The organism is Holophagaceae bacterium (assembly GCA_016720465.1).
Classification (GTDB): Bacteria; Acidobacteriota; Holophagae; order Holophagales; family Holophagaceae; genus JANXPB01.
In genome coordinates this window covers 914,531-940,376 of record JADKKO010000001.1, presented here as the reverse complement: position 1 = coordinate 940,376, position 25,846 = coordinate 914,531, and the positions used below count along the sequence as shown (strand labels likewise).

Annotated in this window: 39 protein-coding genes; 33 read left to right on the top strand and 6 right to left on the bottom strand. The window is 63.8% G+C overall.

What is annotated here, in order from left to right; all coding sequences use genetic code 11:
• The first annotated feature begins 125 nt into the window (after positions 1-125).
• From IPQ13_04230 to IPQ13_04095, 28 genes are all read left to right on the top strand, one after another.
• Positions 126-647: an RDD family protein gene (locus tag IPQ13_04230; GenBank protein MBL0210113.1), complete on the top strand. Its 522-nt coding sequence runs from the start codon at positions 126-128 to the stop codon at positions 645-647.
• A 49-nt stretch (positions 648-696) separates the two neighbouring features.
• Positions 697-861 carry a hypothetical protein gene (locus IPQ13_04225; GenBank protein ID MBL0210112.1) on the top strand — a complete coding sequence of 55 codons (165 nt, stop codon included), beginning with the start codon at positions 697-699 and terminating at the stop codon, positions 859-861.
• A 113-nt stretch (positions 862-974) separates the two neighbouring features.
• Positions 975-1,832 carry a class I SAM-dependent methyltransferase gene (locus IPQ13_04220; GenBank protein MBL0210111.1) on the top strand — a complete coding sequence of 286 codons (858 nt, stop codon included), beginning with the start codon at positions 975-977 and terminating at the stop codon, positions 1,830-1,832.
• A 204-nt stretch (positions 1,833-2,036) separates the two neighbouring features.
• Positions 2,037-2,462, top strand: coding sequence for a hypothetical protein (locus IPQ13_04215; GenBank protein ID MBL0210110.1), 426 nt, complete (start codon positions 2,037-2,039; stop codon positions 2,460-2,462).
• A 118-nt stretch (positions 2,463-2,580) separates the two neighbouring features.
• Entirely contained in the window at positions 2,581-3,054 is a 474-nt protein-coding gene (locus tag IPQ13_04210) for a hypothetical protein (GenBank protein MBL0210109.1), read from the top strand.
• 249 nt (positions 3,055-3,303) lie between these two features.
• Entirely contained in the window at positions 3,304-3,696 is a 393-nt protein-coding gene (locus IPQ13_04205) for a hypothetical protein (protein ID MBL0210108.1), read from the top strand.
• Between the two features lie 138 nt (positions 3,697-3,834).
• Positions 3,835-4,575: a cytidylate kinase-like family protein gene (locus IPQ13_04200; protein ID MBL0210107.1), complete on the top strand. Its 741-nt coding sequence runs from the start codon at positions 3,835-3,837 to the stop codon at positions 4,573-4,575.
• An 8-nt stretch (positions 4,576-4,583) separates the two neighbouring features.
• Positions 4,584-5,036: a hypothetical protein gene (locus IPQ13_04195; GenBank protein ID MBL0210106.1), complete on the top strand. Its 453-nt coding sequence runs from the start codon at positions 4,584-4,586 to the stop codon at positions 5,034-5,036.
• Between the two features lie 222 nt (positions 5,037-5,258).
• Positions 5,259-5,795 carry a GNAT family N-acetyltransferase gene (locus tag IPQ13_04190; GenBank protein MBL0210105.1) on the top strand — a complete coding sequence of 179 codons (537 nt, stop codon included), beginning with the start codon at positions 5,259-5,261 and terminating at the stop codon, positions 5,793-5,795.
• A 16-nt stretch (positions 5,796-5,811) separates the two neighbouring features.
• On the top strand, positions 5,812-6,735 hold the full coding sequence (locus IPQ13_04185; GenBank protein MBL0210104.1) for a cysteine synthase family protein: 924 nt from the start codon (positions 5,812-5,814) through the stop codon (positions 6,733-6,735).
• A gap of 124 nt (positions 6,736-6,859) precedes the next feature.
• Positions 6,860-7,417, top strand: coding sequence for a DinB family protein (locus IPQ13_04180; protein MBL0210103.1), 558 nt, complete (start codon positions 6,860-6,862; stop codon positions 7,415-7,417).
• A 111-nt stretch (positions 7,418-7,528) separates the two neighbouring features.
• Positions 7,529-7,849 (top strand): DsrE family protein, encoded by a 321-nt coding sequence (locus IPQ13_04175; protein ID MBL0210102.1) that lies wholly within the window; start codon positions 7,529-7,531, stop codon positions 7,847-7,849.
• A gap of 55 nt (positions 7,850-7,904) precedes the next feature.
• The gene (locus IPQ13_04170; GenBank protein MBL0210101.1) at positions 7,905-8,297 is read left to right on the top strand and encodes a DUF488 family protein; all 393 of its coding nucleotides are present in this window, start codon (positions 7,905-7,907) and stop codon (positions 8,295-8,297) included.
• A gap of 168 nt (positions 8,298-8,465) precedes the next feature.
• On the top strand, positions 8,466-9,008 hold the full coding sequence (locus IPQ13_04165) for a hypothetical protein (GenBank protein ID MBL0210100.1): 543 nt from the start codon (positions 8,466-8,468) through the stop codon (positions 9,006-9,008).
• A 161-nt stretch (positions 9,009-9,169) separates the two neighbouring features.
• Positions 9,170-9,559, top strand: a complete 390-nt coding sequence (locus IPQ13_04160) for a DUF4260 domain-containing protein (protein ID MBL0210099.1) — start codon at positions 9,170-9,172, stop codon at positions 9,557-9,559.
• Between the two features lie 27 nt (positions 9,560-9,586).
• Positions 9,587-9,874: a dihydrofolate reductase family protein gene (locus IPQ13_04155; protein MBL0210098.1), complete on the top strand. Its 288-nt coding sequence runs from the start codon at positions 9,587-9,589 to the stop codon at positions 9,872-9,874.
• A gap of 49 nt (positions 9,875-9,923) precedes the next feature.
• Entirely contained in the window at positions 9,924-10,454 is a 531-nt protein-coding gene (locus IPQ13_04150; protein MBL0210097.1) for a dihydrofolate reductase, read from the top strand.
• A gap of 17 nt (positions 10,455-10,471) precedes the next feature.
• Positions 10,472-10,627 (top strand): hypothetical protein, encoded by a 156-nt coding sequence (locus IPQ13_04145; GenBank protein ID MBL0210096.1) that lies wholly within the window; start codon positions 10,472-10,474, stop codon positions 10,625-10,627.
• Between the two features lie 101 nt (positions 10,628-10,728).
• Positions 10,729-11,145: a hypothetical protein gene (locus IPQ13_04140; GenBank protein ID MBL0210095.1), complete on the top strand. Its 417-nt coding sequence runs from the start codon at positions 10,729-10,731 to the stop codon at positions 11,143-11,145.
• Between the two features lie 89 nt (positions 11,146-11,234).
• On the top strand, positions 11,235-11,705 hold the full coding sequence (locus IPQ13_04135) for a DinB family protein (protein MBL0210094.1): 471 nt from the start codon (positions 11,235-11,237) through the stop codon (positions 11,703-11,705).
• A 143-nt stretch (positions 11,706-11,848) separates the two neighbouring features.
• Positions 11,849-12,208: a nuclear transport factor 2 family protein gene (locus IPQ13_04130; protein ID MBL0210093.1), complete on the top strand. Its 360-nt coding sequence runs from the start codon at positions 11,849-11,851 to the stop codon at positions 12,206-12,208.
• A gap of 3 nt (positions 12,209-12,211) precedes the next feature.
• The gene (locus IPQ13_04125) at positions 12,212-12,607 is read left to right on the top strand and encodes a thioesterase (protein ID MBL0210092.1); all 396 of its coding nucleotides are present in this window, start codon (positions 12,212-12,214) and stop codon (positions 12,605-12,607) included.
• Between the two features lie 75 nt (positions 12,608-12,682).
• Positions 12,683-12,871, top strand: coding sequence for a hypothetical protein (locus IPQ13_04120; GenBank protein ID MBL0210091.1), 189 nt, complete (start codon positions 12,683-12,685; stop codon positions 12,869-12,871).
• Between the two features lie 35 nt (positions 12,872-12,906).
• Complete coding sequence (locus tag IPQ13_04115; protein ID MBL0210090.1) at positions 12,907-13,536, top strand: carbonic anhydrase; 630 nt, start codon at positions 12,907-12,909, stop codon at positions 13,534-13,536.
• A gap of 76 nt (positions 13,537-13,612) precedes the next feature.
• Entirely contained in the window at positions 13,613-13,822 is a 210-nt protein-coding gene (locus tag IPQ13_04110) for a hypothetical protein (protein MBL0210089.1), read from the top strand.
• A 42-nt stretch (positions 13,823-13,864) separates the two neighbouring features.
• Positions 13,865-14,413 (top strand): ATP-binding protein, encoded by a 549-nt coding sequence (locus tag IPQ13_04105; GenBank protein MBL0210088.1) that lies wholly within the window; start codon positions 13,865-13,867, stop codon positions 14,411-14,413.
• 130 nt (positions 14,414-14,543) lie between these two features.
• The gene (locus IPQ13_04100) at positions 14,544-14,963 is read left to right on the top strand and encodes a DUF1761 domain-containing protein (protein ID MBL0210087.1); all 420 of its coding nucleotides are present in this window, start codon (positions 14,544-14,546) and stop codon (positions 14,961-14,963) included.
• Positions 14,964-15,109: 146 nt separating this feature from the next.
• Positions 15,110-15,805: a VIT1/CCC1 transporter family protein gene (locus IPQ13_04095; protein ID MBL0210086.1), complete on the top strand. Its 696-nt coding sequence runs from the start codon at positions 15,110-15,112 to the stop codon at positions 15,803-15,805.
• A gap of 9 nt (positions 15,806-15,814) precedes the next feature.
• Here IPQ13_04095 and IPQ13_04090 read toward each other — a convergent pair whose 3' ends face one another.
• Positions 15,815-17,347 (bottom strand): sigma 54-interacting transcriptional regulator, encoded by a 1,533-nt coding sequence (locus tag IPQ13_04090; protein MBL0210085.1) that lies wholly within the window; start codon positions 17,345-17,347, stop codon positions 15,815-15,817.
• A gap of 178 nt (positions 17,348-17,525) precedes the next feature.
• Here IPQ13_04090 and IPQ13_04085 point away from each other — a divergent pair, with 178 nt between their 5' ends.
• From IPQ13_04085 to IPQ13_04070, 4 genes are all read left to right on the top strand, one after another.
• Positions 17,526-17,963: a rubrerythrin gene (locus IPQ13_04085; GenBank protein ID MBL0210084.1), complete on the top strand. Its 438-nt coding sequence runs from the start codon at positions 17,526-17,528 to the stop codon at positions 17,961-17,963.
• The gene (locus IPQ13_04080; protein ID MBL0210083.1) at positions 17,960-18,508 is read left to right on the top strand and encodes a hypothetical protein; all 549 of its coding nucleotides are present in this window, start codon (positions 17,960-17,962) and stop codon (positions 18,506-18,508) included. The genes IPQ13_04085 and IPQ13_04080 overlap by 4 nt, the downstream gene beginning before the upstream one ends.
• A 53-nt stretch (positions 18,509-18,561) precedes the next feature.
• Positions 18,562-19,005, top strand: a complete 444-nt coding sequence (locus IPQ13_04075) for a DNA starvation/stationary phase protection protein (protein MBL0210082.1) — start codon at positions 18,562-18,564, stop codon at positions 19,003-19,005.
• A gap of 387 nt (positions 19,006-19,392) precedes the next feature.
• Positions 19,393-19,971 carry a hypothetical protein gene (locus tag IPQ13_04070; protein MBL0210081.1) on the top strand — a complete coding sequence of 193 codons (579 nt, stop codon included), beginning with the start codon at positions 19,393-19,395 and terminating at the stop codon, positions 19,969-19,971.
• Positions 19,972-20,118: 147 nt separating this feature from the next.
• Here IPQ13_04070 and IPQ13_04065 read toward each other — a convergent pair whose 3' ends face one another.
• The gene (locus IPQ13_04065; protein ID MBL0210080.1) at positions 20,119-21,240 is read right to left on the bottom strand and encodes a prephenate dehydrogenase/arogenate dehydrogenase family protein; all 1,122 of its coding nucleotides are present in this window, start codon (positions 21,238-21,240) and stop codon (positions 20,119-20,121) included.
• Between the two features lie 16 nt (positions 21,241-21,256).
• On the opposite strand from IPQ13_04065, the gene IPQ13_04060 reads away from it, so the two are divergent.
• Positions 21,257-22,717: a M20/M25/M40 family metallo-hydrolase gene (locus IPQ13_04060; GenBank protein ID MBL0210079.1), complete on the top strand. Its 1,461-nt coding sequence runs from the start codon at positions 21,257-21,259 to the stop codon at positions 22,715-22,717.
• Positions 22,718-22,759: 42 nt separating this feature from the next.
• Here IPQ13_04060 and IPQ13_04055 read toward each other — a convergent pair whose 3' ends face one another.
• The 4 genes from IPQ13_04055 to IPQ13_04040 all read right to left on the bottom strand — a co-directional run bounded on the left by IPQ13_04055 (position 22,760) and on the right by IPQ13_04040 (position 25,810).
• Positions 22,760-23,776: a potassium channel protein gene (locus tag IPQ13_04055; protein MBL0210078.1), complete on the bottom strand. Its 1,017-nt coding sequence runs from the start codon at positions 23,774-23,776 to the stop codon at positions 22,760-22,762.
• A gap of 19 nt (positions 23,777-23,795) precedes the next feature.
• Positions 23,796-24,239 carry a PaaI family thioesterase gene (locus tag IPQ13_04050; GenBank protein ID MBL0210077.1) on the bottom strand — a complete coding sequence of 148 codons (444 nt, stop codon included), beginning with the start codon at positions 24,237-24,239 and terminating at the stop codon, positions 23,796-23,798.
• Between the two features lie 64 nt (positions 24,240-24,303).
• The gene (locus IPQ13_04045; protein ID MBL0210076.1) at positions 24,304-24,705 is read right to left on the bottom strand and encodes a carboxypeptidase regulatory-like domain-containing protein; all 402 of its coding nucleotides are present in this window, start codon (positions 24,703-24,705) and stop codon (positions 24,304-24,306) included.
• Positions 24,706-24,772: 67 nt separating this feature from the next.
• Positions 24,773-25,810, bottom strand: a complete 1,038-nt coding sequence (locus IPQ13_04040; protein MBL0210075.1) for an Mrp/NBP35 family ATP-binding protein — start codon at positions 25,808-25,810, stop codon at positions 24,773-24,775.
• Positions 25,811-25,846 lie beyond the last annotated feature (36 nt).

Here is a 25,846-nt window from a genome sequence, read left to right as displayed (position 1 = left end):
CTGTTGCCCATGCGGCCTACCACGTCGTTCAAGCCGATCCGACAGGGTCGGGTCGCATAATCAATTTCGCCAGGCGCCACCAAACAATTGCGCCTTCCTCAAATCAGCCATCCCAGGAGCAAACCATGAATGAGTTTAATCCATACGCACCACCGGAATCGGACCTCTCATCAACACCTGATCTGTCCCAAGATCTACCAGTCCTCGCTGATCGGGGAACACGCCTCGGCGCAAGCATGTTGGATGGTTTTATCCTAGTAATTCCAATGATATTTCTAATGTGGGGTTTCTATGCACTATTTGGGTTCAAATTCTTAGTGCCGGTTCCTGGGTTAAGTGGAATATTACTAACGATTGGTGTTGTACTTATCGGAACCATGTTGGATTTGGCGATTAATGGAACTTTACTACTAAGGTATGGGCAAACAGTTGGCAAGAAGATCTGTAAAATTAAAATAGTCAAATTGAATGGGGACGTACCATCTCTAATGGATTCTTTTGTTAAGCGTCGCTTCATCTTCACCCTCGCACAACAAGTGCCATTCATCGGTGGTCTGTTTTCGCTCATAGATGCACTGATGATCTTTCGAAAAAGCTGTCGCTGTCTCCATGATGAGATTGCAGGCACCATCGTTGTGAAAGCCTAGAAGCAGCTCAGCGGATACATGCATACCTTCGTCCGACCCGGACCTAACCGTGCGCACCTACGAGATGTCCTTCACAAACTTCTCCACCGGACATACCGACTTATTGGGCGGGGTCTACCTGGAACTGATTCCCAATGAACGGATTCGGCATACGGATAAGTTTGACGATCTGGATCTCCCAGGTGAAATGCAGACCACCGTCCCCGTCCTGTGAAATCGCCGGCCAGGCTCTGGCGCAGCCGCCTTGCCACGGTTCTCGACGCCGCTGCCATGTCCTTTTTTACCATCAGGGTTCTTTGATTCACTATCGAAAGGAGAGAAAGCGCCATGCAGAATGAAGGTACCGAAATGGCCGAAAGGACGGCGGTGCGGGTCGCCCTGTGGCGGGCCATGCATGTCCAGGTCGATCCGCCACCGCATGTGTTGGAAGACGAGATCGGCCTGCGGCTGGCCGCCCCGGAGGACGGCTGGCACCACCGTCCGGACATGGCCGCCAAGGCCACGAGCCGGGCCCGCGCGTCCATTGTGGCCCGCGCCAGGTTCATCGAGGATCTGGTAATGGAACAGGCAGGCCGCGGCGTTGGCCAGTATGTCCTCCTAGGCGCCGGACTCGACACCTTCGCCCAGCGCAGGCCTGAGATCGCCTCCGGCCTGCGGGTTTTCGAGGTCGACCAGCCCGGTCCCCAGGCCTGGAAGCGGCAGCGCTTGGTGGAACTCGGCTTCGGCGTCCCGGAGTGGCTGCGGCTCGTGCCGGTGGACTTCGAGGCGGGTTCCTCCTGGTGGGAGCAGTTGGCGATGGCTGGCTTCGATGCCGGCCAGTCGGCGGTCGTGGCCTCCACAGGCGTCGCCATGTACCTCACCGCGGACGCGAACGCAGCCACGCTGCGCCAGATCGCGGCGCTCGCCCCGGGCTCCACGCTGGCCCTGTCGTTCATGCTGCCGCTGGAACTCGTCGAATCCGAGGAGCGCCCCGGACGCCAGATGACGGAAAAATTCGCGCGGTTGGCCGGGACGCCTTTCCTCAGCTTCTTCACCCCGCCGGAGATGCTGTCGCTGGCCCGCGAAGCCGGTTTCCGGCAAGTCCGGCACGTATCCGCGGCCAACCTGACCGACCGCTACTTCGCCGGCCGGAGGGACGGCCTTCGGCCGTCAAGCTCGGAGGAGCTGCTGATCGCGACTACCTAGCCAGGGTGGAGAAGTGGAGCTTGGGAACGCTCCGCACGCGTTCTGTTCTCAATCGGCCCGGGTGCTGGTTCCTTTCCCACAGGGAAGGCCGACCCAGCCTGGGCGCGGGGCTGCTTCAAAATAATAGCCGGGCACCACCTCGATCCTGCCGCTGCATCGTGGCTCCACAGGCTCTCCTGTGGCACGCTTTCTCGAGGAGGTTCCATGCGCTCCGCGTTCAGAAGCATTGCAGCGGTGGTCGCCGGATTCATCGCCGCAAGCATCGTCATGATGATCATCGAATCCATCAATGGCCGCCTGATCTATCCAGAGCTTGGCAAGGTCGCCGAGGGGGTCCAGGATCGCGAAACACTCCGCGCCCTGCTTGCGAATGCCCCCGTGGGCACCTTCCTCGTGGTGATCGCGGGATGGGCCCTGGGGGGCCTGGCCGGCGGCTGGTTGGCCGCGAAACTTTCACCACCATCCACCATGAGGCCGACTTTCGTCCTGGGGGTCCTGCTCACGCTCGCAGGCATCGCCAACAACTTCATGATTCCGCCACCGCTCTGGTTCTGGTTTGCCGGCCTTGCCGTGCTTATGCCGGCTGTGGTGGCTGGCGGGCGCCTCGCCTTTCGTTCAAGCGGGGCATAGCCGGGGGGCGCTTCCACGATGCATACGAGGTGTGGCCCCTGCCTGGACTGATCCTTTTTTCCGGGTAGGCGCGCCGACACCAAGTTGCATCCCGAATTCCTAATTCAAGGAGCCATCCATGGACGTTTGGACTTCCCAAAACGACCCCGGCAAGCAAACCCTGCTCTCAATCGCCTGCGCTGCGGCGGGTCTGCTCCTGGCCATCGGATTCCGCGATTTCAGCGGATTCGGCAGCAATTCCGCGGCGGGGTTCCTCCTTGGGCTGCTCCTGCTGCTCCTCGGTGTTTCCGGTTTCCTGGCGGGGGGCAAACAGGTCGTGGTCATCGATCCCGGGGCCCGCGGCATCACCATCGAAGACTCAAACCGTTTCCGGACGAGGAAACGGTGGATTCCCTTCAGCGAGGTGGCCGGCATCAGCATCGGCCATCTTGGGAAGAAGTCGAACAACGTCATGTGGTACTACCTCGTGCTCAAACTCAGGAACGGCGAGGATTACCCGCTGTTCGCCCCGGGCCGGTTTTTCGAGGGCGGATCGGACAGATCAACGGTCGAAGGTTGGAAGCAGCGCCTGGAAACCTACCTCGGCCCCTAGGACCGGGCGGCAGGCTGCTTGGGCGCATCGAAGGCACCGTGAACGGCAAGGCCCGAAGCGTGGATTTCCCCATGTCCCGGATCGCATGCGATGGCCAGTTCGGGGACCGGGGAAACTCCGGGGCGGAGCTTTGCAGATCGCGCCATGGGCTCGATGATAAGACCGGTTTTAAAATGGAGGTTCGACTATGGTTGAGGCCATGAAGGCCATCCGCCCAGCCATCGCGCCGATCCGCCGAGGGGAGTTGCCGTGAACCCGAAAATGCGTTCCTGGCTGGCCTGGTTGCTCCCGTTCCTGGTGGGCGGCGGCCTGGCCCTGGGTGCGCTCATCGGTTGGAGCCTCGGTTCGGAGGCCGCGCGCCAAGAGGGCCCGGCCGGGGACATGGCCGGCGCCGCCGGGGCACTCATGGTCGTCATCTGCCTCCTGGCAGGCTTCGTGGTGTCGGTGCTGACCCTCATCCTCGCGAAAATCCTCCGCCGTGGTTCTCCGACGCGGCTCTTGCTCCGCCTGGCCCTGAGCCTCGCGGCTGGGGGCATCCTGGGACTTCTGGGGACCCACCCGGGGGGGCTGGCGGCTACGGCGGCGTGGATCCTGCTGCTGAGCGCTCCAGCCCTGCTCTCGTGGTCCTGGCGCACGGACTGAGGAAGCACGGGATTCGGGATCTGCCGGCCCCGCAATCCGGCCATGGAAAACCGGCCTCGGGCAAACGTTGCGGATCGGCAAGGACGACGTACACTTCCGTCGGATGTTCCTGCTGGAATCCTGATCCGGGAGGCTGTCATGGCAAAGCCACTGTCGTCCTTGGCGCCGGATATCGAACGGAGGTTCGCGGGCTGGGTGAAGATCCAGGAGCGCCACGTTTCGCCTGCGGAGATCAAGCTCCGGCCCACCATCACGCTATCGCGCCAGTTCGGCTGCCTGGGGTTCCCACTTGCGGAACGGCTCAAGGTCCTCTTCGAGGAAGCCTCCGGAGAGCCCTGGAACATCTTCGACAAGACCTTGATCGAGATGGTCGCCAAGGAGGAGGGCATCTCCCTGGGCCTGCTGAAGCGCCTGGGCGACATGTCCCATGCCATCGAGGCCTTCGGGCTGTATGCGCCGGGCCACGTGACCCACGACAAAGCCTTCGACAAAGTGGCGCGCTACCTGGTCCAGATCGCGAAGCTCGGCAACGCGATCATGGTGGGGCGGGGGGCGGCCATCCTGTGCAAGGACCTCCGGAACTGCTACAACTTCCGGCTGATCGGCAGCCATGAATGGAGGGTCTCCACCTATGCCCGGCGGATGGGGCTGAGCCGGGAGGAAGCGGAGGCCGAGGTGATCGAGAATGGCGAGCGGCGCGACAAGTTCGTCAGCCATTGCCTAGGCGAGGACATCGACAATCCCAAATTCTATGAAGCCATCTTCAACAACGACCGGCATGGCGTGGAGGACATCGCCTGCGCGATCCTGGCCTTCGTCCGCAACGCCTGGGAAGATAAGCGGTATTTCAGGCAGGCCGAGCTGATCGCAAAGGGCTAGGGAATCCAGTGGAATGCGCCATCTGCAAAGAGATCCGGGACGGATGCCAGGTCCTCACCATCTACACGGGAGATCTGCGCGACACCAAACACATGAACACCGCAGCCTATACCACCACCACGGTCAAGACGTATGGGAATTTCAAACCCCACCAATACCATGTGTGTCCCATCTGTCTGGACAAATGGGGGCCGAACGGGCGGCGAATGAAACCGATCGGATTCATCGGAATCGTCCTCGTGGTCGTCCTCGGCGGAATCGCCCTCGCCAACCACCGGAGCAGCGTCGGCCTCATCGCATTTCTCAGCCTGGTTTTTTTAGGCGTCCTGGTGGTGACCATCTTGATGAGATTCCCTGTCCTTGAGCGCCTGAAGCGCAAAGCCAGGAAATTCGGCCAACTGGCCCTGGATCAAGAGGAATACCTGCAACGGATGTCGATGGATGAGGATCGGTTCGTATAAGCGGGTTCCCATCCAGGCCGAGGCTGCCGCAGCCTATGATGCGAGCCTGTTTCCGAACTCCTCGATCCTGGGTATGCTGCGCTACCCCGAAAGCTTGCCGCCCCCGGCCGCATCAGGCCGAACTCCGCATCCATTCTGCTTTCGACACCCGTCACCCGGTGGACTCCCATGGTTCGGCCACGCATCATCTAGCCCTCCTGGTCCCTTCGGCGCCTCCACATCCTGGAGGAGGCGCAGATCGACGCGCTCGCGGAGGTGCTGATCGACTGCGTCGAAGGCGGCGCCTCGGTGGGCTTCATGCGGCCGCTCACGCGCGACCGCGCAGTGTCTTTCTGGCGCCGCGTGGCGCAGGATGTGGCCACCGGGGAACGCGCGCTGCTGGTCGCGGAGGATGCGCTCGGCCTGTGCGGCACCGTGCAATTGCTGCTCGGCCAGCCCGAGAACCAGCCGCACCGCGCCGACTTGGCGAAGATGCTGGTGCACCCCCGCGCGCGCCGCCGGGGGCTGGGCGCAGCGCTGATGCGGGCCGCAGAAACCGCCGCCCGGGATTGCGGCAGGACCCTGCTCGTGCTCGACTCCGTGACCGGAGGCGATGCTGCGCGCTTGTACGAGAGCCTAGGCTGGGTGCGGGTGGGCGAGATCCCCGGCTATGCCCTGTTCCCGCAGGGCGGGCTGTGCAGCACGACCGTGTTCTACCGGGATCTCGGCGGGCAGGCGGCGCGCTCCGGACCCTTTCCCCCTAGGGAGGACAATTCATAGGCAGGGAGATCTACCCATGGACATTCTCGATGCCATCGGAAACACATCGCTGGTCCAGCTCCAAAGGATCGTTCCACCGGGCAGCGCGGACATCTTCGTGAAGCTCGAGTGGGAGAACCCCACCGGCAGCGTCAAGGACCGCATGGCGCAGGCGGTGATCGCCCGGGCGGAGGAGGACGGGAGGCTGAAGCCCGGGGACACCATCGTCGAGTACACCGGCGGCAGCACGGGGACCTCGCTTGCATTGGTCTGCGCCGCCAAGGGCTACCGCCTGAGGATCGTCAGCTCGGATGCATTCAGCCGGCAGAAGCTGGACCACATGGCGGCACTGGGGGCGGAACTGACGCTTGTTCCGAGTGAAGGCGGACTCACCACCAGGAAGCTGATCCAGGACATGATCGAGGCCGCCCGCGAGCTGAGCCGGGAACCCCGCACCTATTGGACGGACCAGCTCCACAACCGGGACAGCATCGTGGGCTACCACGCGCTGGGCGAGGAGATCTGGAGCCAGACGAAGGGGGAAATCGACGCCTTCGTCCATTGCGTGGGCACGGCGGCCACGTCCCGCGGGGTGGCCGCAGTGCTGAAACGGCACAATCCCGCCATCGAGATCATCGCTGTGGAGCCCGCCGAATCCCCGGTGCTGTCGGGGGGGCAGGCCGGCCCCCACAAGATCGAAGGCGTCGGCATCGGCTACATTCCGCCGCTTTGGGAGCCAGCTCTCGTGGACGGGATCCTGCCGGTCAAAACCGATGATGCGAAGGCCATGGCGCGGCGCATCGCGCGGGAGGAGGCCTTGTTCGCGGGGACATCGTCCGGTGCGAATGCCATCGCGGCGCTTCAGGTGGCGGCGCGGCTCGGGCCGGGAGCCAAGGTCGTGACGCTCATGGGCGACTCGGGGCTGAAGTACCTCGGCACCGATGTGTTCCAGAGAACCTGAACCGTTAATCCCTCGCGGCCCGCGGCTTGCCCCTGCGACAAATGGCGGATGCGGTCCCGTGCGGTTGACATCCTGCTTCAATCACCCAGCTCCCGACCGGGGCCCATCCACTCCAGGATCGACGATGTCCCCAAGCCTTTCCCCCCTGGCCACGATGCTCAGCCTGAACACGGACCTGCTCCTCAACTGCCTGGATGGCCTGTCCGGGGAAACGGCGGTGGAACGGTTGCATGGACGCGGCAATTCCATCAGCTTCATCGCCGCCCATATGATCGACGCCCGGCATTTCATGGCCCGACTGCTGGGGAGTCCCCTGCCCAACGCGATCGGGGAGGCCCTTGCTACGGCCCGGAGCATCGAGGATGCTCCGGCCTTGCCATCGCTAGACTGCATCAGGGGCGAGTGGACGGCCATCAGCCGCCATCTGGAAAAGCTGCTGAAGGCTCCGGTCCAGCCGGACCTCGGCCAGGCGGCCCCGCAGTCCTTCCCGATTCCGGATGGCAGCCTTCTGGGCGGCCTGTGCTTCCTGGTCCAGCACGACGCATTCCATCTGGGGCAGGTGGCCTTGCTCCGCCGCCAATTCGGGTACGAGGCGATGTCCTATGCCCGACGTGTTCCGTTCGGCGGCGGGGAGGAAGCCTGGCCCCATCCCGCGCTGCCGCCCTGTCGACGGCCAGGTTGAGATTATGGATCGCGGTTGAAACAAATGACCTAAATCATCCATTATTTGCAGTAATAAAGTAAAATGGTCCCAGCCAGGGGGCGCTTGCCGCCATGGGAAGGAGTCCGCGAGATGAACATCGGAATCATCCTGGAAACCAACGAGCCCGAAAAGGCCTGGAACGCGGTCCGGTTCGCCAACACGGCGCTGAAGCGGGGCCGCGAGGTCAGGCTGTTCTTGATGAGCGCAGGGGTCGAAGCCGAATCCATCACGCATGAAAAATACAATGTGAGGGCCCAGCTTCAGGAATTTTCCGAAAACAGGGGATTGCTCCTGGCCTGTGGCACCTGCATCAAGGGCCGAGGCCAGGGCCAATCGGAACTGTGCCCCATCTCCACCATGGCCGACTGTCTCGACATGGTCGAATGGGCCGATCGGGTGGTCACCTTCTGAGGCCCTGCGGACCAGGCAGGCCTCGAAGGCCCGGCGACAACGAAAGGAGCGGATCATGGTCATGCGCGTCATCAGGCTCGGCAGCCCGCGAGTGGAGGGCGAGGGCACCCGCATCGGAACGGTCCGCCGGCCGCCCCGCGGGGTGCCCAAGTCCGAGTTCGCCTCCCGGGATTGGTATGACGTGTGGTTCCCGAACCTGGCGCCGAGTCCTGAAACCATGAAGCTCGGCCAGCAGGCCGCCACACCCGCCCAGTGGGCCACCTTCATCAGGAAGTACCGGGCCGAAATGGCGACCCCCGAGAACGTCCGCACCCTCGAACTGCTGGCCACGCTGTCCCATCAAAGCCATTTTTCGGTGGGCTGCTACTGCGCGGATGAAGCGCATTGCCATCGGTCCGTGCTGCGGGAACTCCTGGCGGGGAAGGGCGCCGCATTCGCATCCAGATAGAGACTTTCGTCCTCCATATGCGGAAGGGCGCTTCGCTTCTATGGCACCCCAGCGTCCAGTTCGGCGATTCCCTCCCCCCGTTCAACGATCTCTGCCCGCCGTTTAACTTGACCACCACGCCGCTTTTCAATGGGGATCTAGCATTTCCATCGAAAGAGGGCCCGCAACATGACGCGATCCGAACCAGTTTCAAATCCCAGCATCGAACTCGATCTGACCGGCAATCAACCTCATCAAGATGATGGGCCGCGCCGCAGCAGGCCAATCATTCGAGAAGCGCAGCCATCTCTGCCAAAAATCGAACCCATCCTAGGTGAGACCGATGTCGGTAGTGATGAGACCGAACGCACCGTCGGCATCCTCTTTGTGCTTTCGGCTTTCCCGGGCGCGCTCTCCTTTCTTTCAGGCCACGGAACTGGAGCCCTGTTAAGCATTGCTGTCCCACTCTATTTCGGCATCGGCCTTCTCCGCAGAGATGAGTTCATCAAGCAATGGGTGTTTGCGGCTTGCTTCATCCAACTCATCATCGGCGTTCTTACGGCACTGATTTTCCCCACCTCAATTCTCATGGTGGCCGGGGGCCTCGCCCAGAATGGCGGGCTATTGGTTCTGGTATCGGGAAGAGCCCTCTCCAGGCGGATGTATCTCCTTTCGCTTGCAGCAGTCACCGTTGGAACATTGGCGGGTGCCACCGCGGTTTTCCTCCGGTGATCCATCCCAACCTGGCCCAACCCACCCTCAATCCCTGATCGCCACCTTCAACAATGCTGGGCTGATGCTGCGGGCTGGCGGAGTGCCTCATCATTCACACGGGATATTGCGCTAGCGCGCAAGGTTCCATCTCCATATCCGGCAAACCAGGAGGCCACCCGATGACAGGCGCGACCACCGGAGGCGTGAAAACGCTGCTCCGCATCGAAGGCTTTTGCGTGCTGCTGGCCGCGGCTCTGGCGTATTCCAGGTACGGGCTCGGCTGGAAGACCTTCGCCCTTTTCTTCTTGGCCCCGGACCTTTCCTTCCTGGGCTACCTCGGGGGCCCGGTGGTCGGCGCCTGCTCCTACAATGCCGCCCACTCCTATGCCGGGGCTGTCCTGGCTCTTTTCCTGGGCGTGTGGCTTTCGAGCCCTCTCGTGGTGGCGGCGGGTCTTATCTGGTGCGCCCACCTGGGCTTCGACCGGGCGCTCGGCTATGGCCTGAAGTACGCATCGGGCTTCGGCTTCACCCATCTGGGACCCATCGGCCGGGCGAGGCAGAAAGCCTAGCGATGCATTCCAGGATGCGGCGCTTCCATGCCGCCCTGGTTGATGCCACCCTCGTATTCCAGGAGGTTGCGCGTGTACTCCAAAAGGATGTTCGCCGGCTGGGGGGACATGGCGATCCTGGGCAGCGGCAGCCTGGTGTCCCAATTGGCGCAGCACGGCCTGATCGATGAATACCAGTTCGTAGTGGCTCCAGTGGCGCTGGGCAGAGGCAGGCCATTATTCGATGGAATTCAACAAAAAGTGACACTAAAGCTATTGAAGACGCGGATCTTCGGGAACGGGAACGTGCTGTTGCGCTACGAGCCGGCCTCCTGATGGGGACGCATTTCATAGCCTCGTTGCGGCTGCCTGCGGAGGGTTTGCGATGATGGTCTCAGTGTTCATCGGCACGAGCCTCGACGGATTCATCGCGCGGGTCAACGGCGGCCTCGACTGGTTGCCGGAGGGCGGCGGAGAACCCCATGGCTACAACGAGTTTTTCGCAAGCGTTGATGCACTCGTGATCGGCCGGAAGACCTTCGAGACGGTGCTGGCTTTCGAGACCTGGCCCTATGGCCGCAAGCGCGTGGTGGTGCTGGGCAGCCGGCCACTGGATCTCTCCAAAGCCCATGGGGCTGTGGTGGAGCAGATGGCCGGGTCTCCCGCGGATATCGTCTCGAAACTCGCCGAGAGCGGCGCACGGCACCTCTACATCGACGGCGGGATCACGATCCAGCGGTTCCTCCGGGCCGGCCTCATCGACCGCCTGATCATCACCCGTGTGCCCGTGCTCATCGGCGATGGGGTTCCGCTCTTCGGGAGCCTGCCCCAGGATGTGCGGCTCGTCCATGTCGCGACCCGGTCCTTTCCATCCGGATTGGTTCAAAGCGAATACCGGATCGACTCTAAACGCTGAAGCCGAGGTTCATCACGGTGAAGAAGCCCGCCCAGGTGGCCACGGCGGATGGCAAAACGGTGCCGGAGGCCACCATGGGGCCGCGCCTGGAGAAGCGCGCGGAGGAGATCAACCGGGACCCCTCGGCATTCCTCGCCGGAGCCCCTGCCGCCGGGGCCATGCCCAAAATCTGAAATGTGACGGAATACCCTTCAAAGAGGACTAGCTTTTGGATGCAGGGTGGAATCCCGGGCACCGGGGAGCGTCCATCCTTGCCCTGGCTTCGAGGTCCACGATGACGCTGCGCGAGAGGGTTTCACTGCTCGATGACTATTCCGGGGAGTTGAGCCAGGCCCTGGAAAAACTGGACATGGAACGCTCCCGGGGCGCCCTCAACCGCGATGAGCAGTTGGATTTCCTGGGGGACCTCCGCCGGGCCATGGTTGCGAAGGATCTGTCGCCCCTCATGAAACGGGGCAGGATCAGCCTTGTCGCGAGCCTGCTGGCGGGGTGCGCGGCGGCCTTCCTGCCCCCGGGCATTCCCAACCAGGAGGGGGTCCGCTACGGCGCCATCGGCCTGGCCCTGCTTTGCCTGGCCGTGGCGGTCTGGACCTTCATCGCCTACTTCAGGAAGCGCCGCCGGGACGAGGCCTGGCTCCGACGGCTGGAGGCCGCCGCGGCCGAAGGCGGCACGATCTTCGACGTTTCCTGAAAACCGGGTCCCGTCCATTCCGCGTTCTATCATGGAGCAGCCCCCCAAAGGAGACCGTCCCCGTGGAAACGAACTGGATCCGATTGCTGATGACGCGCGAGCTGGCCTCCTTCTCCAAGGAATTGGACCTGTTCCAGGATGAATCCCTGATCTGGAAGACCGTTCCCGGCGTGTCGAATCCTGTGGGCAGCTTGGTCCTCCATGTCTGCGGGAACCTACAGCATTTCGTGGGGGCCGTGCTGGGCGGCACCGGCTATGTGCGGAACCGGGAGCTGGAATTCAGCCTCCGGGGCGTTTCCCGCGCCTCGCTCTCAGCCGAACTCCAAAAGACGATCGCAGCGGTCGATTCCGTCTTGTCCACCCTTGCGGAGCAATCCTTGGCCGCCGACTACCCCGAGCGCCTCGGCGGCTTCCAGGTGCCCACGGGGATGTTCCTGCTGCACCTGAACACCCATCTCGCGCACCACCTCGGCCAAGCGGGCTATCTCAGGCGCATCCTCTCCGGCGACAACCTGAGCAGCGGCCCCATCGCCATCAGCGCGCTTTCCGGTTCGAACTAGCCGGGACCAGCGCTTTATTTCCATTTTCGTTCGCGCGGCCGGAGGATAGGGCCCAGACTTTCATTCCAGGTAACCCATGGGAGCCGGATTCCGGCCCCGCGCCCGGATCAACCATCTGGCCCGCAACACAGGAAACGTCCCGCATGAAACCGAAAGAACTCGTTGCAGCCTGGGTGGAGGCCTTCAACCGCGCCGATGCCGCGGCTCTTGCCTCCTTCTATTCGGAAACGGCCATCAATCACCAGGTGGCCGAGCTGCCGGTCGAGGGCCGCGCTGCGATCCGCCGGATGTTCGATACCGGTTTCGCCTCGGCCAAGATGGTCTGCATCGTGGAGAACATCTTCGAAGACGGGGACTGGGCCATCCTGGAATGGCGGGATCCGCTGGGCCTCAGGGGATGCGGGTTCTTCCATATCCTGGACGGGCAGATCGTCTTCCAGCGGGGCTACTGGGACAAGCTGACTTTCCTCCGGCAGCACCATCTGCCGATTCCGCAGGATTGAACCATGGCTCCAATCACGCCCGCCGTCATCGGTGCCGAAGGAGAGGCCAGCGTGGTGGTCACGCCCGAGGTGACCGTCCGGCACTTCCACCCGCACATGCCGGAGGTCTATGGCACGCCGTTCATGATCTACCTGATGGAAGTGGCCGCCGGCCAGGCCATCCAGGCCAGCCTCCCCGCCGGGTGGGTGTCGGTCGGGGTGGAGGTCAACATCCGCCATCTGGCCCCCACCCCGGTCGGCAGGACCGTGACGGCTCGGGCCAGGGTCACCGCGGTGGGCGACAAGCTGATCGCCTTCGACGTCGAGGCGCACGATGGTGTAAACCTCATCGGGAAAGGCACGCACAGCCGCGCGCCCATCGAGCTGGCGCGCTTCGAGCAATCGCTTCTGGCCCGCTAGGGGTGCGCCCGGCCCGTCCGGCGGCGCCCCTTGAAGCCCACCGCGCACCGCAATGCCAAATCTTCTGGAGGACCCATGAAAGCAGGATCATCCCTCTCGGTGGCGTTTCTCGGGATCGTCTCCCTGGCCCACCTCGCCCGGGTCATTTTCGGCCTGGGAATCCAGATCGGCGATTTCCATGTTCCTCAATGGATGAGCCTGGCCGCCTTCTTGTTCTGCGGAGCGCTTTCGCTGCTGCTGTATCGGGAATGCAGGGGAAAATGAACATCCGTGTTCAAGTGGACAGGCATGGTTGACCGATGATTCCAGCCCAGGTAGCGCTCGAACGTCTCCGGGAGGGGAACCGCCGCTTCGTGGCCGACGTCCGGAACCGCGACAATCCCACGGGCCAGACGCGGCGGGTCGAATTGGCCGCTGGGCAGGAGCCGTTCGCCATCATCCTGGGTTGTTCCGATTCGCGGGTGCCGGCGGAGATCGTCTTCGACCAGGGCCTGGGGGATCTGTTCGTCATCCGTGTGGCCGGAAACATCGTGGCCGCCTCGCAGGTCGGCAGCGTCGAGTTCGCCGCGGCCCGGTACGGCACGCGTCTGGTGGTGGTGCTGGGGCACTCCCAGTGCGGGGCCATCCTGGCCACCCTGGAGGAGCTCCAGCAGCCGTCGGGCAATCAATCGCGGAACCTCCGTTCCATCGTCGACCGCGTCCGTCCCTCCGTGGAAGCCTTGCTCGAGACGGGACTGAGGGACGATCCGGAAGCGCTGGTGCGGCAGGCGGTCCGCGCGAACATCCGGGTTTCGGCGAACCATCTGCGGCATGGATCTGAAGTCCTCGAGCAACTGGTCCAGGAAGACGGGCTGCTCATCGTGGGCGCCGAGTATTCGCTGGAGACCGGTACCGTGGATTTCTTCGACGGCGTGCCCGGGACCGGCTGATGCCCCGGCCGGCGGGCTGCTGCGAAAACCAGTCATGCTGGTGCAGGGCGCAAGGTCGCGAACCAGAGGATGAACCATGGCTGAACCCATCACCGCGAAGCAATTGGGCATCCTTCAGCACATCGCCAGGAATCCCGGCGCGCCGAGGGCGGTGCTCCTCTCCGCCATGGGAGCCTCCCCGGCGGATCTGAAGTATCTCGTCGAGCACGACATGATCCGGGAAAGGGCCGCCGATTGCTTCCATGTTTCGCATTTTGGTGAAATGGTCCTGAGGCGGAGTCTTTGAAATGCGTCGCGCGCTGACCCCTCGTCCATTGCGGGGGCTTTCATGAAAGTGGCATTCATCGGAACCCACGGCGTGGGCAAGACGACGCTCTGCTACGAGCTCGCCGCCGCCCTCAAGCGGGACAGCGTCCATGTGGACATCGTGAAGGAGGTGGCCCGCCTATCGCCCCTTCCCATCAACCAGAAGACTTCGATGGAAGCGCAGACCTGGATCTTCACCACACAGATGGCCGAGGAGATCCGCTCCGGCAGCCAGCACGACGTCGTGGTCTGCGACCGCAGCGTGCTCGACAACTACGCCTACATGGTGCTGGCCTTCGGCCGGCAGCTCCCCATCGAGCGGTTCATGCACCATTGGATGAAGAGCTACGACCTGCTTTTCAAGGTCCCCTTTTCCGGCCAGCTCTCCGAGGACGGCGTGCGGGACACGGATGCCTTTTTCGCCAAGGCGGTGGACGAGATGGTGGACCGGCTGCTGGCGGAACGGAACCTGCCGCACGAGCGCCTCGATCCGGGCGCGCGTCCCGCCTGGATCGAGCGGGTGCGCCATGTGGTGATGACCCACCCCAAGGGCCAGAAGCGCTTGATCTAGGAGATACTCGCGGTTCGACCGGCGGTTCAGGATTGCCAGAGCGGCCCAAGGGTGGGAGCATCGGGGCGCCCACCCACTCATCCACCTCGGACGCCTCCGGCGCCGGAGGTTCCATCGACAGGAGAATCCAATGGCCTTCCCTCAAGTCAACTACCTCGCGGTGCTCGCCAGCGGCCTCGCCATTTTCATCCTTGGAGGCCTCTGGTACTCGCCGGCGCTGTTCGCGAAACCGTGGATGTCGCTGCAGGGGGTCACCGAGGAGGAACTGAAGGCCAAGAGCCAGGGCTCGATGCCGGCGCTCTATGTCCAAGCCTTCATCACCGGGGTGGTCCAGGCCTGGGCCATGGCGGTCATCCTCAACCATTTCGTGAACCTCACCTTCCTGAGGGCTGCGCTGGTGGGCGTGCTCTGCTGGGCCGGTTTCGCAGCCGCTACGAGCTATGCCACAGCCATCTTTTCCCAGAAACCACGGCAGCTCTGGTTGATTGATTCGGCCTTCAACCTGGTTTCGTTCGTCCTCGCCGGGATCATCCTCGCGGCCTGGCGCTAGGTTCGACGGAGGCCTGTTTTTTTTTGAAAGACCGCTTTCGGATGCATTCCAGCGCAGGGATGGACACCAGGTTTCTGCCTGGGATCGCTTGGTCTACCTTTGGGAAGCAGCCTTGCCTGGGCGATTTGTTTTTTATTGGCGGATTGATGCCCTCGACACCCCACCTGGAAAAGCACTTCACCGCCGGAGCCGCGGTGCGGGATGTGGTCATCGGCATGTCCGACGGCCTGACGGTGCCGTTCGCGCTGGCGGCGGGCCTGACGGGCGCCATCTCCCAGACGCATCTCATCGTCACCGCCGGGCTGGCCGAGATCGCCGCCGGTTCCATCGCCATGGGGCTGGGAGGCTATCTGGCCGCCAGGGGCGATGCGGAACACTACATCCACGAACAGCGCCGGGAGGAGTTTGAAATCGCCACGGTGCCGGACACCGAGGCCCAGGAAGTGCGGGATATTTTCGAGTCCTACGGAATCGCGCCTGAGGAAAGCGCCGGCGTCGAAGAGTCCCTCCGCAAGCGTCCCGATGACTGGGTGCGGTTCATGATGCGGTTCGAGTTGGGCCTTGAAGCTCCGGTGCCCGGGCGGTCCTGGAAGAGCGCGCTCACCATCGCGACGGCCTACATCGCAGGCGGATTCATCCCCTTGAGCGCTTACTTTTTCGCGGCCGATGCGCAGAGCGCCTTGAAACTGTCGGTGGTCATCACGCTTGCGGCCCTGGCCCTGTTCGGCAGCGTGAAAGGCCACTTTACGGGAGTGCCGGTCCTGCGAAGCGGCCTCCAGACGGTGCTGGTGGGTGGTGCCGCCGCCGCCGCCGCCTTCGGCATCGCCCGGTGGATTTCCTGAGCGGCCGGCCTACCTTCTGAATTCAGCGGGCTTCATGCCCAGCTTTTCCAACCTGGAGATGAGCGTGCTGGGGGCCAAGCCGGCCAACGTGGCGGCGCCGGCCTCGCCGGTGATCTTGCCTTTGGTGGCCCGCAGCAGATCCTCGAAGTAGCGCCGCTCCTGCTGCTCCCAGCTTTGGGGCGCTTTGGCGGGACGGCCGTCCAGCAGCGTGGCCTCCAGCTTGAGTTCGCGGCCGGCCGTGAGGATGGCCGAGCGTTCCAGGACATTGAACAGTTCCCTCACGTTGCCCGGCCATGCATAGCGTTCGAGCTGTTTCAGGGCTTCCTTCGCCAGGCGCAGGGCGGGCCGCCGGTTTTCCTTGCTGAACCGGTCCAGGAAGCCTTCCGCCAGGGAGCGGATGTCCTGTGGCCTTTCCCGAAGCGGAGGCAGGTGGATGGGAAACACATTGAGCCGGTAGTAGAGATCTTCACGGAAGGAGCCCTGGCCGACCATCCCGGCCAGGTCGCGGTTGGTGGCGGCGACCAGGCGCACATCGACTTTCCGAGGCTTCTCCGAGCCCACCGGATCGATCTCCTTCTCCTGGAGGACCCGCAGCAGCCTTGGTTGCAGGTCCAGCGGCAATTCGCCGATCTCATCGAGGAAGAGGGTGCCCCCGTCCGCCAGTTCGAAGCGGCCTTTGCGGGCGGCGTTCGCCCCGGTGAAGGCGCCGCGCACGTGGCCGAAGAGCTCGCTCTCGATGAGGCTGCCCGGCAGGGCGCCGCAGTTCACCTTGATGAAGGGGCGCTCGCGCCGGGGCGAGAGGTGATGGAGGGTCTGGGCCACTTTTTCCTTGCCTGTGCCGGTCTCGCCGGAGAGCAGGACCGTCGTGTTGGCGGAAGCCACCTGCCGGAGCTGGTCCACCACCACCCGCATGGCGGGGCTGTCGGCCCGCAGCGGCTCGGCCATGACGCCCCGCATGGATTCCGCGCGGAAGAATTCCACCTCGTCCGCCAACCGCCGCTGCTGCTCCGAAAGCAGTTTGAGGTGTTCGGCCTGCTTGAGCGCCAGGGCCAGCAGGCTGGCGAAGGTGGAGACATGGCGCTCCACGCTTTCGGGATACTGGCGGCAGACCAGGGCATCCAGGGTCATGAGGCCGAAGACCTCCCCGCTGGCGCGGAGGGGCGCCACGAGGCAACTGTGGCTGTCGGGGAACTCCAGGATGCCGTGGAAGGTGTCCTCGCCCGGGTCCTGCTCCTCGAAGCTTTTGGCATGGCGGCTTTTCAGGGCGGTCACCAGCCTTGGATTGCCGTGGATGGCGATGCGGGAGCCCACGAGGCCGGGCGCCACCATGGGTCCCAGGGCGTAGCGCACCTCCAGGTGGTCTTTCTCCCGCAGCAGCACCGTGGCCAGATCGAACGGAACCAACTGGCCGAGGCGCTGGAAGGCCCGCTGCACCAGGGCCTCCGGGTCGTCGCCGAGGGTCAGCAGGTCGCCGACCTCCTCCACGATCCGGGCGCCCGTGAGCGCGGCTTCGAGGGGGTCTTTCGATCTGGCCGGCAGCATGGGCACCTCCATTTCTATTCTCGGTATTTCGAGAGTAGTTTCAACGGCTGGTCACGAACTTTTCTGAAACGCGGCGGGGCGGGGAGGCGGAACTGAGCCTTTGCAAGGGTTGCCGCGTCTGGCATGGTCCTGGCCTTTACCGAGGGCCCGCATGGAGCGGGCCATGAAAGGAATCACGATGGACTTTGCCGCATCCCAGACCCATGAAAACCTGAAGGCCGCGTTCGCGGGCGAGAGCCAGGCGAACCGGCGCTACACCTGGATGGCCGCCGTGGCGGAGAAGGAGGGGCTTCCCGAAACCGCCGAACTCTTCAAGCACAGCGCAGACGGAGAGACGGGCCACGCGCTCAAGCACCTGATGTTCTTGGCCGAAAAAGCCGGCGACCCCGCGACGGGCCTGCCTCTTGGCGACACCAGAACCAACCTCGCCTCGGCCGTGGCCGGAGAAACCTACGAATACACGGACATGTATCCGGATTTCGCCCGCAAGGCCCGGGAAGAAGGCTTCGCGGACATCGCTGCATGGTTCGAGACCCTGGCCAAGGTGGAGCGCTTCCACGCGGGTCGCTTCCAGGCTGCGCTGGCGAAGCTGGAGCAGGGCGTGGCGGCGCGATGAGCGCCTTTTTCGACGTGGCCGCCGAACAAGCCCGGTATCTGGCCCGCGAGCCGTTGCTCGAACGCGCGTTGAGCCTGCGCCTGGAATTGGCCCCAGGCATCGTCTTCCAGCCGGAGACCCAGGAGAGCGTCGAAGACCAGGTGGTGGAGACCCTCTGGGCCGAGGGCAAGACCCTTGGCTCCATTGATGCCGCAGAGGAAGCGGAAGTCCGGGCTTCGTTTTCCGTTCTCGCGCCCCGCCGTGAATCTGGCGAGCTTTCCCTCGCCGCCAGCCTCCTCTTCGGACTGCCCGTGGCGGAGCGCGACCAGAAGCTGGAAGCACTCCGCGGGTTTCCGGAACAACTGACTCTTGAACTGCGGTCCGGCGCCTTTGTGACGCCGGCTGTGGACCGAGGCGCCGCAGGTCCGGGGGACCGGCTTCCGGCGGTGCTGGCATTGCGTTACCAGATTCCCCCTGATGATCTCCCGGTGGCCCTGGTGTCAGTCCATGGGGCCCTGTCGGGGCGCTTCGAACCCGCCGGGTCCTGGGCAGGCTGGCTCCCTTGAGCCGGCATTCTTCCAGGCCCGATAAGATGACCACCCATTTCCAGGGAGTTTCCATGAGCCAAAGCCTCATCCACCACCTCAACGCCCAGTTGGCCACCGCCTGGATCATCGGCTTCAACGCCAAGCGCTACCACTGGATGGTCTCGGGACCTCATTTCCGCGACTACCACCTGCGTTTCGACGACCTGCACGGGGCCGTGGAGGGCACCATCGACGAGTTGGGCGAACGCATCCGGATCCTGGGCGGGACGCCTATCCACGCGCCCTCCCAGATGGAGTCCCAGAGCTCCGTGAAGCCCAGCAATCCCAAGAAACACCTGGATCCCGGGGCGATGCTCGCCGAGGCCCTGGCCTCGGAGGAAAAAGCCATCGGCCTCCTGCATGAAGGCATCGACCTGGCCTCCCGGGAAAATGACCCGGGCACCGCCGACCTCCTGACCCGCTTTGTGCAGGTCCACCAGAAGGAAGCCTGGTTCCTGCGGGAGATGCTCGGTTGAACGACTGGACTTCGCTCGGGCGCCGGGCCCGGGTCCTGGGCAACCGCGAGGTGGAAATCAGCGGGCTGCACCATCCACCCATCAAGAACGAAATATCGTTCAATACCGATATCTTTACCGGAATATCGACAGTATAGGGGATCGGGCCATTGCATGGCCTCGCCACCCAGGTTCTGGGATCTGGAGTCCGGAAGCCGTTCCGGCTTTTCGCGGGATACCGCGATGAAGGTTTCTTCAACCGAAACGCCGGAGCGGACGGAGCGGCGGTCCAGGCCATCGCAGGCCGCTTCCGGGTTTGAAGGAAGGCGTTTTTTCCCTACACTGTTGGACCGCGCCCCGGCGCGTTCATCCGAATCCCGCGCAACCGCGCATTTCCAGGAGAATTCCATGGCTTATACCGCCAAATCCTATGACCACCTGAAGGGAGGCGCCGTCAAGGGCCTCTCGGACGCCCAGCTGGACCAGCACTTCACGCTCTACAAGGGCTACATCGCCAAGCTGAACGAGATCGAAGAGAAGCTGGCCGCCGCCGACAACACCAAGCCCAACTACTCCTTCAACGAGTACACGGAGCTGAAGCGCCGCGAGGCCGTGGCCTTCAACGGCTCCTTCCTGCACGAGCTGTACTTCGAGAACCTGGGCGCCGACGCCACCATCAGCGCCGGGCTGCAGACGGCCTTGGACGCTTTCGGCGGCAAGGACAAGGTCATCGCCGACCTCAAGGCCTGCGCCATGAGCGGTCCCGGCTGGGCGCTGCTGACCCGCAACCGCCGCGACGGGAAACTGCACACCTACTTCATCGCCGAGCACCACCTGGGCCTGCCCATCGAGCAGGACCTGCTGGTGGTGCTGGACAGCTGGGAGCACGCGTTCATGGTCGATTACGGCATCGCAAGAGCGAAGTACCTGGACGCGTTTGTCGAGAACATCAAGTGGAGCGAAGTCTCCAAGCGCTTCGGCGCTTGATCTTGGAGTTGAAAAGTCGAAAAGTTGAAAAGTTAAAAAGTTAGAGAAGTCGAGATTCTTGCTACCTCCGTTGATACTCAACTCCTCAACTCTTCGACTCTTCGACTCTTCGACTTTTCAACTTATTCGACTCCCACAAACTCCCCCTCACATCGGGCCATGCCCCTGCGTTCGCCGGCTCATATGCAGGATGGCTTTGAAGAAGGCTTCGACTTCATCGGCATCCAACCCGGCCTGAGCCGCCCAAGTCCGGCGCGTCTTCAGTAACTCGGCCTCCCGCAGGGGGTCCTGCACGGGGGCACCCAGAAGGCGCTTGGCTTCCCCGGCACGGGCGCTGAGCTGGCTGCGCCGGCGCAGCGTTTCCACGATCTCCTGGTCGATGGCATCGATGACCTCGCGCACCTCCCGCAGGGCCGGGGAGGCTGCCCCGAGATCCGGCAGGTCCATGGCCGTGGGTTGGCTCTGGTCCTGGGGCGCCTCCAGGCGTTGGTGGATGCCCTGGAGCGCCGAGATGAGCTGTGCGCGGGCCTCGGAGGCATAGGGGTTCTCGTTCTGGATGGCCAGGAAAAGGTGGCCCGCGTCCGCCCGCACGGTTTCGATCACCGCAGCCAGGGCGCGGAAAGAGGCCGGCGCGAAGGGAACCTCCTCCACGCCCATGTCCAGCAGGCCCTTGGCAAGGAAGAAAGCCGTGGCATGGGTATGCGCCATGACGCGGTCATGGGCTTCGGGCGTGGACTCGATGACGCCGCTGCCCAGATTCTCAAAGAAATCCCGCACGCGCTTGGCGGCTTGGGGATGGCGTGGGCTGGGGCAGATCACGGTCTGGAGCGGGTCCGCCCGGGCCAGGCTCAGGGGGCCGAAGAGAGGATGGGTGCCGGCATGGGGCACGTCGTCGCCGAGTAGCCGGTCTAGCACGGCGCAGGGGACGGTCTTCACGCTCCCCACGTCGATCACGATATGTCGTGACTCCAAATAAGGCCGTAGTCCCAGGAGCACCGCCTCGGTTCTCGGGATGGGCACCGCCAGCACGATGAAATCGGCCCACCGAGCCAGGGCCGCAGAGCTCTCCACCCGGAATTCCCCCGGCACCGGGGCAGCCGGGTCCCAGGCCCGCACTGGCGTGCCGGCCTCGCGGAGCAGCCCCGCCAAAGCCGCTCCGAAGCGGCCGAATCCGATGATGCCGATGCGCAAGGAGGACCTCTTGAGTTGAGACAACCATTCTAATCCGTTTCGCGGAAACAGGACTTTCCTCGTAAGATGAGGTTCCATTTTCCAGGAGTCGCCGATGCACCGTCTGTTCTTCGTCCTTGTCGCTTCCGTGGCGCTGCTCGCGCAGGCTCCAGCTCCCGTCGCGGAACGCGGCAAACCCACCCGCGAAGGCGCGGAATACGTGGCGGCCGCGGCCACCACCCCGGCGGCGAAGGTCATGGCGGAGATCAGGGACCACGGGCAGGCGATAGCTAATCTGCAGTACCTCTGCGACGAGATCGGCCCGCGGCTCACCGGCTCGGAACGGCTGGAGAAAGCCCATGAGTGGATGGAGGGGCGGATGAAGGCCTATGGCCTTGCGAACGTGCACCGCGAAGCCTACGACTTCGGGCCCCGGTGGACCCGCGGGGTGGAAACCGCGCGCATCATCGGCCACAACGGCATGAACCTGCAGGTGGCGCAGATGGCCTGGAGTCCTGCCACCCGCGGCCCGCTCAAAGGCGGCCTGGTGCTGCTGGGCGGCAGGACCCTGGATGAGATGCTGGGACTCATCGGGCACCTGAAGGGCAAGATCGTGTTGATGGGTTCCTTCCCCAAAGCCGAAGGGGACCCCAAGGGCCGCCGCGAGAAGATGATGAAGCTCTTCGGCGCGGTCCGCACCGAAGGCATCGCGGCTTTTCTCATGGGGTCGGAGAAGGAGGGCGGATTCCTCACCATGACCGGCTCGCCCAGGGGCGGCCGCTTCCTGCCCAACGTCCCCGCGGCCTTCGTGAACCGGGAGCATGTGAACACCTTGAAGCGGCTGATGGAAAAGCACGGCAGCCTGGAGCTGGAACTGAACCTCGGCGGCACGGCCTCGGAGAAACCGGTGCAGGCCTACAATTCCATCGGCGAGATCCGCGGTGCCGAGAAGCCCGAGGAAGTCGTGATCCTGGGGGCCCACCTGGACAGCTGGGATCTCGGCACCGGCGCCACGGACAACGGCACCGGCAGCGTGGCTGTACTCGAAGCCCTGCGCGCCATCCAGGCCGCCGGGGTGAAACCGAGGAGAACCATCCGCGTGGTGCTGTTCAGCGGGGAAGAGCAGGGGATTTTCGGCAGCAAGGCTTACGTGAAGGCGCATGCGGGTGAACTCAAGGACATCCAGGCGGTGCTCATCAATGACCTCGGCACCGGCCGGGTCCGGGGCTTCGCCATGGAAGGCCGGGAGGACCTGCGGCCGTTCATGGCCCAGGCCATCGCGCCCCTCAACGAAATGGGCGTGCGGGAGCTGCCTTTGGAATCCAGTGAGGACAGCGACCACGCACCGTTCCTGGCGGAAGGCGTCCCGGCCTTCTTCGGCATCCAGGACAATGAGGACTATTTCACGACGACCCACCACAGCCAGGCGGACACCCTCGAGCACGTGAAGCCCGAAGCCCTCGCGGAGGGCGCCGCCGCCATGGCCGTGACCGCGCTGGGCCTGGCGGACATGGCGCCGCGGCTGCCGCATAAAGTCATCGAAAGGACCGAGAAAAAGGCCCCTGCCTCGTATTGATGGCCGGCGCAGGCCACCAGCTCGAAGGCCATTCTTAGGCTTTCATTCCCCGCCTGCCAGCTTCATCAAGGCTTCCAGCGCATTGCTGGGGCCCAGGGCCAGGATGTCATCGCCTGCCTGGAAGGTCTCTTCGCCCTTGGGATTGAAACGCAGGCCTGAGCCGATGCGGTTGATCCCTACGATCAAGGCTCCGGTGCTGTCCCGGAGGCGCATGTCGCGCATGGTCTGCCCAACGAGCATGGATGTTTGATGGACGTGGATCCGTTCCATGCCCAGCTCGAGCTGGTCCTGGTGCAGCACCACATCGAAGAAATTCATCATGTCGGGATTCAGCAGCAGGGCCGCCATGCGCCGGCCGCCGATCTCGTAGGGGCTCACGATGTGGGTGGCGCCTGCGGCCATCAGCTTGCTCTCGGTGCCGAGCTTGGCGCTCCGGGCGACGATGGGGATCTTGGGCGCCATCTGCCGCGCGGTGAGCGTCACCAGCACATTGTCCGCATCGGTGGTGAGGGCGGTGATCAGGCCCTTGGCCCTCCGGATGCCGGCCTTCTCCAGCACCAGCTCGTCCATGGCGTTGCCGTAGAGGATGATGGCGTCGTTGAACCGCGGATTGGAGCGGCCCTTGTTCTCTTCGAGTTCGATGATGACGAACGGCATGTCCGCGTGCTTCAGCTCCCAGGCGGCCTGGAACCCCATCTTGCCGAAGCCGCAGACGATGATGTGGTCAGACAGGGATTCCATCCGTTTTTCCATGCGCCGCTCCCGCAGATAGCCTTGCAGATCGCCCTCCACGATGAGGGCCGTGAGGTTGGAGATGGCGTAGGTCGCCACGCCCAGGCCGGTCACCAGGTAGAAGATCGTGAAGAGTTTGGTGCTGTCGTTCACCTCTCCCAATTCCCGGTAGCCCACCGTGGAGAGCGTGATGATCGCCATGTAGAACGAGTCCAGCCACCCGAGCTTGGCCAGGATGTGGTAGCCGATGGCGCCGGATACGCCCACGGCGAACAGCAAGGCCACCGCTTCGCGTAGACGGCGCATGGGAGCGAGGCTGCGGAGCATGGCGGTCCTCAAGGGAGCTTCACCCGGGCAGGTTGGGTTTGATGCTGAAGTGCGCCGTGCAATGGGCCACCAGGCGGCCGCCGCAGGTGAGCCGGCATTCCAGCACGGCGCCGCGTTTGGAGAGGCGCACCACTTCCGCCTTTCCGATGACCTCGCCCTTGGCGGGCTCGAGATACCGGATGTGCAGGTCCTGCGTGGCGAAGGGCATGAGCCCATCGAAGACCGTGCAGAGGGCCAGGGCCGCGGTCATGTCCGCCACCGTGGCCAGCACGCCGCCGTTCACGTTGCCCCTGGGGCCGTTGATGGTGTGCTTGTTGGGCTTCAGCCGCAGGGTCGCCTTTCCCGGCTCCATCTCCTCGAAGGTCATGTCCCATTCCCGGATGAGCGGCCACGGCGCGAAGCGGGCCCAGACCCGGTCCAGCAGGTCGGGCGCGAGCACGTCGGGAATCTGGATCGGGGGCATAGGCTACAGTCTAAGCTGTTTGGCCCCCGGCTTCAGCCTGCGTGGCTGGATTTCGGCGAAGGACTCACTTCTTCTTCAGCACGGCCTTGATGTCGATGTTCTTGCCGCCCTCGACTTTCACGCGCGGCACCACGGACTCCGCGTAGCCTTCCCGGCGGAAAATGGCCTTGTAGATGCCTGGTTTCACCCAGACGAAGGTGACGTAGCCATTCTCGCCGGTGGCGGCGGCGCGGGCCTCCTGGCCATCCAGCTCCAGGATCACGACCGCTCCCTCGAAGGGCTTGCCGTCCTCCCTTGCCACATAGGCGGAAACATTTCCATTGGTCTTGTCCGGTTCGACCTGGGGCTCGGGCTTTTCGGGTTTGGCGCGCGGCGGGGACTGCGGGACAGGGTGCTTGGTCGGCAGCTGGGCCATGAGGGCAGACGCGAACAGCAGCGCGAAGAAGGGCCGGGAAAGGTGGGACATTGGGGACTCCTGGACGGGATTTGCGTCTAGATGCAGAGTGCCACGAAAGGGGCCGGGGGTTCCCGGCTCACAATCCCAGCGTCTTGCGCAGGGCCGTGGCCATATCCATGAATGCTTGGGTTTGGGGGGAATCAGGATGGGCCTCGACCAGCGGGCGGCCGTTGTCGCTGCCTTCCCGGATGGCCAGATCGATGGGGACTTCGCCCAGGAAGGGCAGGTCCATCCGCTTCGCAGCGGCCTTCACGCCGCCGTGGCCGAAGATCTGGGTCTCCTCGCCGCATTTCGGGCAGAGGAAGCTGCTCATGTTCTCGATGACGCCGAGAATCGGCACCTTCACGGTGTTGAACATGCCGATGGCCTTTTTCGCATCGAGGAACGCGATGTCCTGGGGGGTGCTCACCACGATGGCGCCGGCCACGCTGGCGTTCTGGATGAGCGAGATCTGCGTGTCGCCGGTGCCCGGCGGCAGGTCCATCAGCAGCACGTCCAGGTCGCCCCATAGCACGTCGCCTAAGAACTGGGTGAGCGCCTTGTTGAGCATGGGTCCGCGCCAGATCACGGGCCGATCCTCATCGATGAGGAAGGCCATGCTCATGAGCTTCAGGCCGAATTTTTCGATGGGGATGATCTTGCCTTCGGGGGTGCCTTCGGGGCCTTCGGAGATGCCGAACATCATGCCCATGCTGGGGCCGTAGAGGTCCGCATCGAGGAGGCCCACCTTGAGGCCCTGCTTCGCCAGGGCCACGGCCAGGTTGCAGGCTACGGTGCTCTTGCCCACGCCGCCTTTCCCGCTGCCTACCACGATGGCGTGCTTGACGGAGGGAAGCAGGTTCTTGTACTCCACCTGGGGCGTTTTTTCCCAGTCGATGCGGATGTCTGTGGTTTCGACGGCGTCCTGCTGCCGGAGCCGTTCCGCCAGATTCTGGCGAATGGCCTGTTCGCGGTCCTGGTAGGCGTCAAGCAGGGTCAGCGAGACCGTGATGGCGCCGCCTTCGACGGTGATGCCCTTTACAGCTTTCAAGGTCGCGAGTGTGGCCGATGTCCCCGGAACCTGATAGGCGTTGACGGCGTCGAAAATCGCTGCGCGGCTGATTCGTTTGTCCATGGTCAGTTGTCTCCAGCCCTCTAGTTTGCAGCCTCG